This window comes from Streptomyces sp. SID13666, assembly GCF_010548325.1.
Lineage (GTDB): Bacteria > Actinomycetota > Actinomycetes > Streptomycetales > Streptomycetaceae > Actinacidiphila > Actinacidiphila fildesensis.
Genome location: NZ_JAAGLX010000073.1, coordinates 22,158 through 29,512 on the forward strand (window position 1 = coordinate 22,158; position 7,355 = coordinate 29,512).

The 7,355-nt window shown below is 68.8% G+C and carries 9 protein-coding genes and 2 pseudogenes; 7 read left to right on the forward strand and 4 right to left on the reverse strand.

What is annotated here, in order from left to right; translation table 11 throughout:
* Nucleotides 1-103 precede the first annotated feature (103 nt).
* Nucleotides 104-1,123: a trans-acting enoyl reductase family protein gene (locus G3I60_RS41535; protein WP_164299080.1), complete on the reverse strand. Its 1,020-nt coding sequence runs from the start codon at nt 1,121-1,123 to the stop codon at nt 104-106.
* 122 nt (nt 1,124-1,245) lie between these two features.
* On the opposite strand from G3I60_RS41535, the gene G3I60_RS41540 reads away from it, so the two are divergent.
* Complete coding sequence (locus tag G3I60_RS41540; RefSeq protein ID WP_164299082.1) at nt 1,246-2,205, forward strand: helix-turn-helix domain-containing protein; 960 nt, start codon at nt 1,246-1,248, stop codon at nt 2,203-2,205.
* Between the two features lie 124 nt (nt 2,206-2,329).
* A complete protein-coding gene (locus G3I60_RS41545; RefSeq protein WP_343241870.1) occupies nt 2,330-3,526 on the forward strand; it encodes a serine hydrolase domain-containing protein in 1,197 nt (398 codons plus the stop codon).
* A gap of 7 nt (nt 3,527-3,533) precedes the next feature.
* Here G3I60_RS41545 and G3I60_RS41550 read toward each other — a convergent pair.
* Both G3I60_RS41550 and G3I60_RS41555 read right to left on the reverse strand, forming a co-directional pair.
* Nucleotides 3,534-3,839, reverse strand: a pseudogene (locus G3I60_RS41550) (PaaI family thioesterase); the annotation flags it as partial.
* Between the two features lie 105 nt (nt 3,840-3,944).
* A complete protein-coding gene (locus G3I60_RS41555; protein ID WP_343241871.1) occupies nt 3,945-4,202 on the reverse strand; it encodes a LysE family transporter in 258 nt (85 codons plus the stop codon).
* 44 nt (nt 4,203-4,246) lie between these two features.
* Here G3I60_RS41555 and G3I60_RS41560 point away from each other — a divergent pair.
* The 3 genes and pseudogenes from G3I60_RS41560 to G3I60_RS41570 form a co-directional block, all read left to right on the forward strand.
* A pseudogene (locus tag G3I60_RS41560) lies at nt 4,247-4,393 on the forward strand (Lrp/AsnC ligand binding domain-containing protein); the annotation flags it as partial.
* Nucleotides 4,394-4,497: 104 nt separating this feature from the next.
* Nucleotides 4,498-4,866, forward strand: a complete 369-nt coding sequence (locus tag G3I60_RS41565) for a PadR family transcriptional regulator (protein ID WP_138359503.1) — start codon at nt 4,498-4,500, stop codon at nt 4,864-4,866.
* Entirely contained in the window at nt 4,863-5,459 is a 597-nt protein-coding gene (locus G3I60_RS41570) for a hypothetical protein (RefSeq protein WP_164299086.1), read from the forward strand. The genes G3I60_RS41565 and G3I60_RS41570 overlap by 4 nt, the downstream gene beginning before the upstream one ends.
* Nucleotides 5,460-5,580: 121 nt before the next feature.
* Here G3I60_RS41570 and G3I60_RS41575 read toward each other — a convergent pair whose 3' ends face one another.
* The gene (locus G3I60_RS41575; protein ID WP_164299088.1) at nt 5,581-5,916 is read right to left on the reverse strand and encodes an SCO5918 family protein; all 336 of its coding nucleotides are present in this window, start codon (nt 5,914-5,916) and stop codon (nt 5,581-5,583) included.
* A gap of 283 nt (nt 5,917-6,199) precedes the next feature.
* Between G3I60_RS41575 and G3I60_RS41580 the strand changes: the two genes are divergently transcribed.
* Nucleotides 6,200-6,403: a cold-shock protein gene (locus tag G3I60_RS41580; RefSeq protein ID WP_034275260.1), complete on the forward strand. Its 204-nt coding sequence runs from the start codon at nt 6,200-6,202 to the stop codon at nt 6,401-6,403.
* A gap of 381 nt (nt 6,404-6,784) precedes the next feature.
* Nucleotides 6,785-7,355: DEAD/DEAH box helicase (locus G3I60_RS41585; RefSeq protein ID WP_164608475.1), on the forward strand; the 571-nt coding region annotated here is incomplete at its 3' end.

Genomic DNA, 7,355 nt, shown 5'->3' on the forward strand with positions numbered 1-7,355 from the left:
ACTCCAAGTGAGAACAGATGTGTTTCCAGGATTCTCCAGGACGCCTACGACACACCCGCCGCACCACGCTCCCGTCACAGCCGGCTTCGCAGCCGCTGACGGGTTACGAGAGCTCGACGGTGAAGTGTTCCGAGCTGAGCGACTGCAGGAAGTCCGCCGCGTCGGGGATCGCGCCGACGGTGATGACTCCGACGGGCGGCACGGGACTTTCGAGGAGGCGCCGCGTCGCTTCCACCACGATGGGGGCGGTGACCGCGTAGATGTCCTGTCCGCGCGCGACCGCGCGGCGCCGCTCGTCCCCGGACCGGACGATGACCTCGACGAGGAACTGCTGGTCCGACCGGACCCCGGTCGGCTCCGTCAGCTGGGTACCGGTCAGGTCCTCGAGCGGGGCGATCGTCATATGGCTGCTGATCTCGGAGACGTTCAGGTGATGCGGGAGGGTGACGCTGTCCGCGGTGGTGAAGTCCGCCTGGACGCGCTGGGTTCCGAACGGTTCGGGGAACGTCCATTCCGTGGTCGCGGGGTCGTCGGAGCGCAGTTCCAGCCGGCCCTGGCTGAAGACCAGGCGCTTGCTGTCGCGGCGCGCGTCGGAGACGTAGCCGGTCGCCACGGTTCCGTGCGTGGGACGCCAACTGTCCAGGGCATAGGCGATGGATACCTCGTCCGCGGCGGGCCAGTCTCCCATCGCCGCAGTGGCCAGGAGGTCGACGAGACCGCCGTAGAAGGCAGCTGCGGGAACGATCGCGATCCCCGCTTCCGGTGCGGCCTTCGCGTACTGGTCGACGGTGGTCAGAGCGACTTCCACCTCGGCCGCCACGTCCAGGTAGGGGATCCCGGCCCGCAGGGCGGCGTCTATCACCGGCGTCGCCGTGGCGGCGAAGGGCCCGGCAGCGTTGATGACGGCCGCCGCACCGACGAGAGCGCGGTCCAAGGAAGCCGGGTCGTCGATCGACGCCGGGCGGGTCTCGAGGTCGTGGTTGTCGGCCGCGAGAACCGCCAGCTTCCCGGCGTCCCGGCCGGAGAGGATGGGGGTCCATCCACGGCGGAGCAGCTCAGCAACGACGAAGCGCCCGGTGTGCCCGTAGGCCCCGAAGACGGTGACCGTCGGATTCGATGTCATGGCGGAACTCCTGGTCATGGTGTGGATGGAACGGTTCGCTCGCCGACCGCTGGACACCATCCTGGTCTCGTCGCATCCCCTGCGGCAGTGGCAAGAACGCCACATGATGCTAGATTCGTGCCATGCAGAAGCCCCACCGCATCGTCGTGCCGCTCACCGCGAACGTCCCGGTGTTCGAGGCCGCTGTCGCGTTCGAGGTGTTCGGCCGTCCCCGACAGGACTTTCCCGTCCCCTGGTACGAAGTGACGCTGTGCGCGATGGTGAGCGACGGTCCGGTTCGCACGGCGGAGGGGCTGTCGTTCGACGGTGCGGATCTCGCGGAGCTGGAGCGGGCCGACACCGTGATCGTCCCGGCCTGCGCCGACCTGCAGGGCGATCCGCCGCCGGAGCTGCTGGGAGCTCTGCGCAAGGCCTACGCGCGAGGGGCCAGGATCGCGTCCATCTGCACCGGAGCGTTCACCCTGGCAGCAGCGGGTCTGCTCGACGGCCGCCGCGCCACCACCCACTGGATGTACGCCGCCGAACTCACCCAACGGTGGCCGGCGGTGAAGCTGGACCCGAATGTGCTCTACACCGAGGACGAGCGGATCTTCACCTCCGCGGGTGAGTGCGCGGGACTGGATCTGTGCCTGCACCTCGTCCGGCTCGACCACGGCAGTCGCGTCGCCAACACTCTCGCCCGCCGCATGGTCATCCCGCCGCACCGCGAAGGCGGCCAGGCCCAGTACATCGACCAGCCGGTGCCGGCCGGCGAGTCGACCAGTCTGGCTCCGGTGCTCGACTGGGCGCGCACTCAGCTCCACCGCCCGCTGACGATCGACGAGCTGGCCCTGCGGGCGGCGATGAGCAAACGCAGTTTCCTGCGCCACTTCCGCGCCAGTACCGGAACCACGCCTCTGCAATGGCTCGTGCACGAACGCGTCGCCCGCGCCCGCGACTTGCTGGAGACCACGAACGACACCGTCGACCGCGTCGCCGAACGATGCGGCTTCGGTTCGGCGCAGAGCCTCCGCGTGCACTTCACCCGGATCAACCAGACCACTCCGTACCGGTATCGGCAGGCGTTCGATCCGGCGCGCTGACCGGTCGTACCGGGGGCTAGCCCTACCTGAGCTGGGCAGTTAGCAGGATCGTCCGGGCGGTCGCTTCCGGAAATGCTGGACCGGTACACACAACTGGTCCCAGTGATTCCCCAGGAGTTGGCGCGTGAGCGAGCAGACATGGCAGAAGTTCCGTTCTTCCGGGCGACCGCAGGAGGGTCGGCGCAGAGTCGTGGCGGCCGCCGCCGCGGTGGTCGTGGGTGTCATGGCGATGGGTGCCCTGGCGCCGCCCGTGGCGTATGCCGCCGGAAGGCCGGACACTGTTGCCTCAGGCCGCTCGGACAGCGTCCAGCAGGGTCTGAACGCGCTGGTGCACTCCGATGGACTGCCCGCCGCACTCGCGAGCGTCCAGGACCGTTGGGGTCACACCCGCACCTACACCGCGGGGGTCGGCGATGTGGCCAGCGGATCCGAGGTGCCCGTCGACGGGCAGGTGCGGATCGGCAGCAACACCAAGGTGTTCACCGCGGTGGTCGTGCTGCAACTGGTCGGCGAAGGGAAGATCCGCCTCGACGCCAAGGTCGACACCTACCTGCCGGGCGTCGTACGCGGGGAGGGCATCGACGGACGCCGTATCACCGTCCGCCAGATCCTCCAGCAGACCAGCGGACTTCCCAACTACACCAACTACCTCGGCGACGACGTCCGGTACTTCGAGCCGCGCGAACTCCTCGACCTCGCCCTCCAGCACAAGGCCGACTTCGACCCCGGGAAGAAGTGGGCGTACAGCAACACGAACTACGTGCTGGCCGGCCTGCTCGTCCAGAAGGTCACCGGCCGCTCCATCGCCGAGGAGATAGACCAGCGCATCATCAAGGAGATCGGGCTGCGTCACACCTACTTCCCGGCCCCGGGTGACGCCACCATCCGAGAACCCCATCCCAAGGGTTACTACCAGGATGCAGCGGGCGCGCCGCTGGTCGACGTCACGGAGATGGATCCGTCCTGGGCCTGGTCGGCAGGTGGGATGATCTCCACGAACTCCGACCTCAACCGGTTCTTCACCGCGCTCCTGGGCGGCCGCCTCCTCCCGCCGGCCCAGCTCGCCCAGATGCGTACCACGGTCCCGGCCGGATACCCCTTCGCCTCCGGCGCCCGTTATGGACTGGGGCTCGTGAGCACACCGTTGTCGTGCGGCGGTGTCTACTGGGGCCACGGCGGCAGCTTCCCGGGGTACGAGACCCGGGGCGGCGTCACCAGCAAGGGCCGCGCCGCCAACGTCGCGGTGACCATTCAGCCGACCGACGAGGCAGCCATGAAGCACGTGGAGAGCGTCGTGGACACGGCCCTGTGCGGCCGCTGAACCACGATCAGTGGTCTGGCCTGTTGATGCAGATCAGGGTCTGCTGACCGTTCGCGACGAGCGTCCGCTCGCCGCCCTGGACGCCGAACACCTCCAACTGGCACACGGTCAGGGTCCGTCCCGACCTGAGAACCGTCCCAACGGCCTCAAGGTGCTCGCCGACGGCCGGTGCCAGCGGGTTGATCCTGTATTCGACCGTGAGCACCGAGGTGCCCTCGGGGAACAGAGTGAATGCCGCGTAGCCACCGGCGCTGTCCGCGACAGCGCCGGTGGCTCCGGCGTGGAAGCAGCCGTGCTGCTGGGTCACTCACGGCGTTCAACGGACATGGCGTTCAACGGGCGGTGATCCGGTGGGGATTGTGCGGGACCGGTCAGCCGATCAGTCCCTCGGCGAGGAGGCACCCGCCGATGACGATCATCATGGCACCGGAGGCGCGGGTGACCGCGCGGGCCGCGTCTTCAGCACGGTACGCGCCAGCACGCCGACGGCGAGGTAGACGACAGCGCACAGGGTCATGTGGAGCGTCCCGAGCAGGCCGGTCTGCGCGGCGACGGGCCAGTCCGCCGCAGGGTCGATGAACTGCGGGAACAGCGAGAAGTACAGCAGCAGCGCCTTGGGGTTCAGACCACTGATCCCGGCGCCCTTCAGCATGATCTGCCGGCGCGAGGCGGCCACGGGCTCGGTGGACGCGGTCAGGGCGGCAGGCCGGGCCAGTACGCGACTACCTCCTGCGCGTGGCCACCACCGGCCTGGCCGCCTACCAGCAGCTCTACGACCAGCGACTGGCCACTCTGCCGGGCGTCCAGCGACTGACGTCCACCCTCGTCATGAAGGGCGTCGTCGACGACCGTCCACTGCCCGAATAGCAAGGCTGCTGCCCATGATCCCGGGCTGGACCGCCGGCTGACGCGTCGGCCTGATGTTGCGCTGTCCGTCATGGCGGTACGGGCCACCTGGTAGCATGCTTTGCATGGTAGATGGTTATGCAAGCATCCCTGGAGCAGACGGCCGAGTGGCGAGTCAGCTCCGTAAAGGGGTGCTGGAGTACTGCGTCCTGGCGCTGCTCCGGGACGGCCCCCGCTACGGGGTGGAGCTGTTGGCGGAGCTTGCCCGGGTCGACGTGATGGCGACCAGCCAGGGCACGATCTACCCCCTGCTGTCGCGCCTTCGGCGCACCGGACTCGCCGACACCCACCTGCAGGAATCCGAGAACGGGCCGCCGCGCAGGTACTACACACTGACCGACGCCGGCCGCAGCGCGCTGGAGGAGTTCACCGCGAACTGGCCCTCCTTCCGCACCGCCGTCGACCACTTCCTCACCCCCGGAGAGACGACGTGAACGACACTCTCGCCCACCCCCTCGTGCAGGCCTATCTGTCCTCGGTCGGACAAGGGGTCGTGGCGCTTCCCGACGTCCGCCGCCAGGAGCTGCTGGCAGATCTGCGGGAGCACATCGAAGTGGCGCTGGCGGACGCCGACACCGTCGACGAGGGCAGTGTGCGCCGAGTCCTGGACCAGCTGGGGACGCCCGGGGAGGTCGTCGCGGCCGCCCTGGCCGAGGAGGCCGGCAGCGGCCCTGTACCGGAGAGCGGCAGGCGCACCGCGATCACCCTGTGTCTGATCGTCGTCGCGCTTCCGGCCTCACTCATTCCGGTGATCGGACCGTTCTTCGCACTGGCCGCCATGATCGCCGCACTCGTACGGCTGTGGAAGTCCCCGCAGTGGGTACGACGGGAGAAGCGTCAGGCGACGCTGCTCATGCTCTCGCCGGTCATCGCCGTCCCCGTACTCGCCGTCGTCTTCTCCGTGGCAAGCGGCGGTCTGACTCCGGTCGCGTTGATGGCCGCCCTGCTGGCGGCAGTGCCCCTTCCGGTGGCTGCGGCGGTCCGGCTGCACCGATCAGCCGCCCGGGTCCGGCAGCAACTTCGCTAGACCCGCGTGCCCGGTTTCCGGCTCACGCTGCACCGCCACGACCGTGGCGGTGCAGCGCCGCCTTCCGGGAGCCCGGCCGACCTGGGGCCGTGGAAACGTCGACCTAGGGGCGTGTCGCCGGTCAGCTGTAGGCGTGGTGACTGCCCGGCATCGCTGCCTCGGGCTCGTCCGGGCTCGGCTCCGTGGCGGCCGGGACCGTGCTGACCGGGGCCGTGACAGCGGCGGGCGCGGGACGGCAGGTGAAGCCGAGTCGGGTCATGGCCCGGGTGATCTGCTCGGCGGTGAAGTCACGCCGGTCCTGTCGGGTGAGGATCTGGCCGACCTGCTTGACGGGGTAGGTGCGGCGACTGATGATCACGGATTCTCCGGTGACCGGTTCGGGCTTGATGCCCTGCATCTTGTGCAGCACCTCGCTCTTCATCAGGTCGAACGGGAAGCCGGCGATGATGCAGCGCATAGTGCCTCAGCAAGGAAGGGGGGTGGTGGTATAGCCCAGAGTCCCACATCAAGTCCCGTTCAGGAAGGACCGACTGAAGGAAGGGGAACCCGCACCGAGGCACCGTCTGTGCTATCTTTATGCCAGTTGCAGTTGTGGTACCCATGAACTTTGTGTGCACTCGACGGGCGTGACCCGCGGGTGCATTTTTTGTTTGGCCGGTCATCTCCGGATGGGCTCATCGCGGCGACGCGGACTCCGCACAGTGCGGGTTCCGGTTCTGCCTTGTCTTAAGGAGACACACATGGCTACTGGCACCGTGAAGTGGTTCAACGCTGAAAAGGGCTTCGGCTTCATCGAGCAGGACGGTGGCGGCGCTGACGTCTTCGCCCACTACTCGAACATCGCCGCCCAGGGCTTCCGTGAGCTCCAGGAAGGCCAGAAGGTCTCCTTCGACGTCACGCAGGGCCAGAAGGGCCCGCAGGCGGAGAACATCGTTCCCGCCTAAGCACTGACGCGCATCAAACGGCCAGGGCCCGCTCCGCAAGGTTGCGGGCCCTGGCCGTCGCTTGCACGTCCCCCAGCCCCCCGTTCAGTGCCGAGCGGGGCAGGGCCGCTGCAGCATCGGTTCCACGCCGTATGGCAGGCGGCTCCGCGGTCCACGACCGCGATGTGCTCACTGCCCCGGACCCGCTCGTTACGGTCCAGTTTCCGGCCGCCATCTCTGGCAGTGCCGCTCGTGGCGAAGTGTGTTCGCGCGGTTGATTCCGCGCCGCTTCGGTCCCGTCTCGTTCTTGCTCATTCTTCCGGTTCGTCTCTGCGATGCCTTCGTGCGGCGTGTTCGCTGCTGGGGCCTCCTGGATACGTGCCGTATCCAGGAAGGTTCTCCGTGAACCCCGTTCGTTCCAACCGCTCGTATTCCAGCCCCAGTTCCACCAGCCGCGGCGGCGCCTCCAGCGCCGGCGGTTACGGCCGTTCGGCGCCGAGCCGCTCCGGTGCGCCGAGCCGTTCCGGCGGTTACGCGGGCTCCGGTGGCTCCGGCCGTTCCGGCGGTTACGCGGGCTCGGGCCGCTCCGGTGGTTCAAGCCGACGCCCGTCCGTTCAGGGCGAGTTCGCTCTTCCGGTCACGCTCACCCCGGCGCTGCCCGCGGTGGAGAGCTTCGCCGCGCTGGACATGCCGGCCGCCCTGCTGGCGACGCTGGCGCACGAGGGCATGGCGGTGCCGTTCCCCATCCAGGGCGCGACGCTGCCCAACGCCCTGGCGGGACGCAACGTGCTGGGCCGTGGCCGTACCGGTTCCGGCAAGACCCTCGCCTTCGGTCTGGCGCTGCTGGCCAGGACCGCCGGTCAGCGCGCCGAACCGCTGCAGCCGCTGGCTCTGGTCCTGGTCCCGACCCGTGAGCTCGCCCAGCAGGTCACCGACGCGCTGACCCCGTACGCCCGCTCGCTGCGCCTGCGGA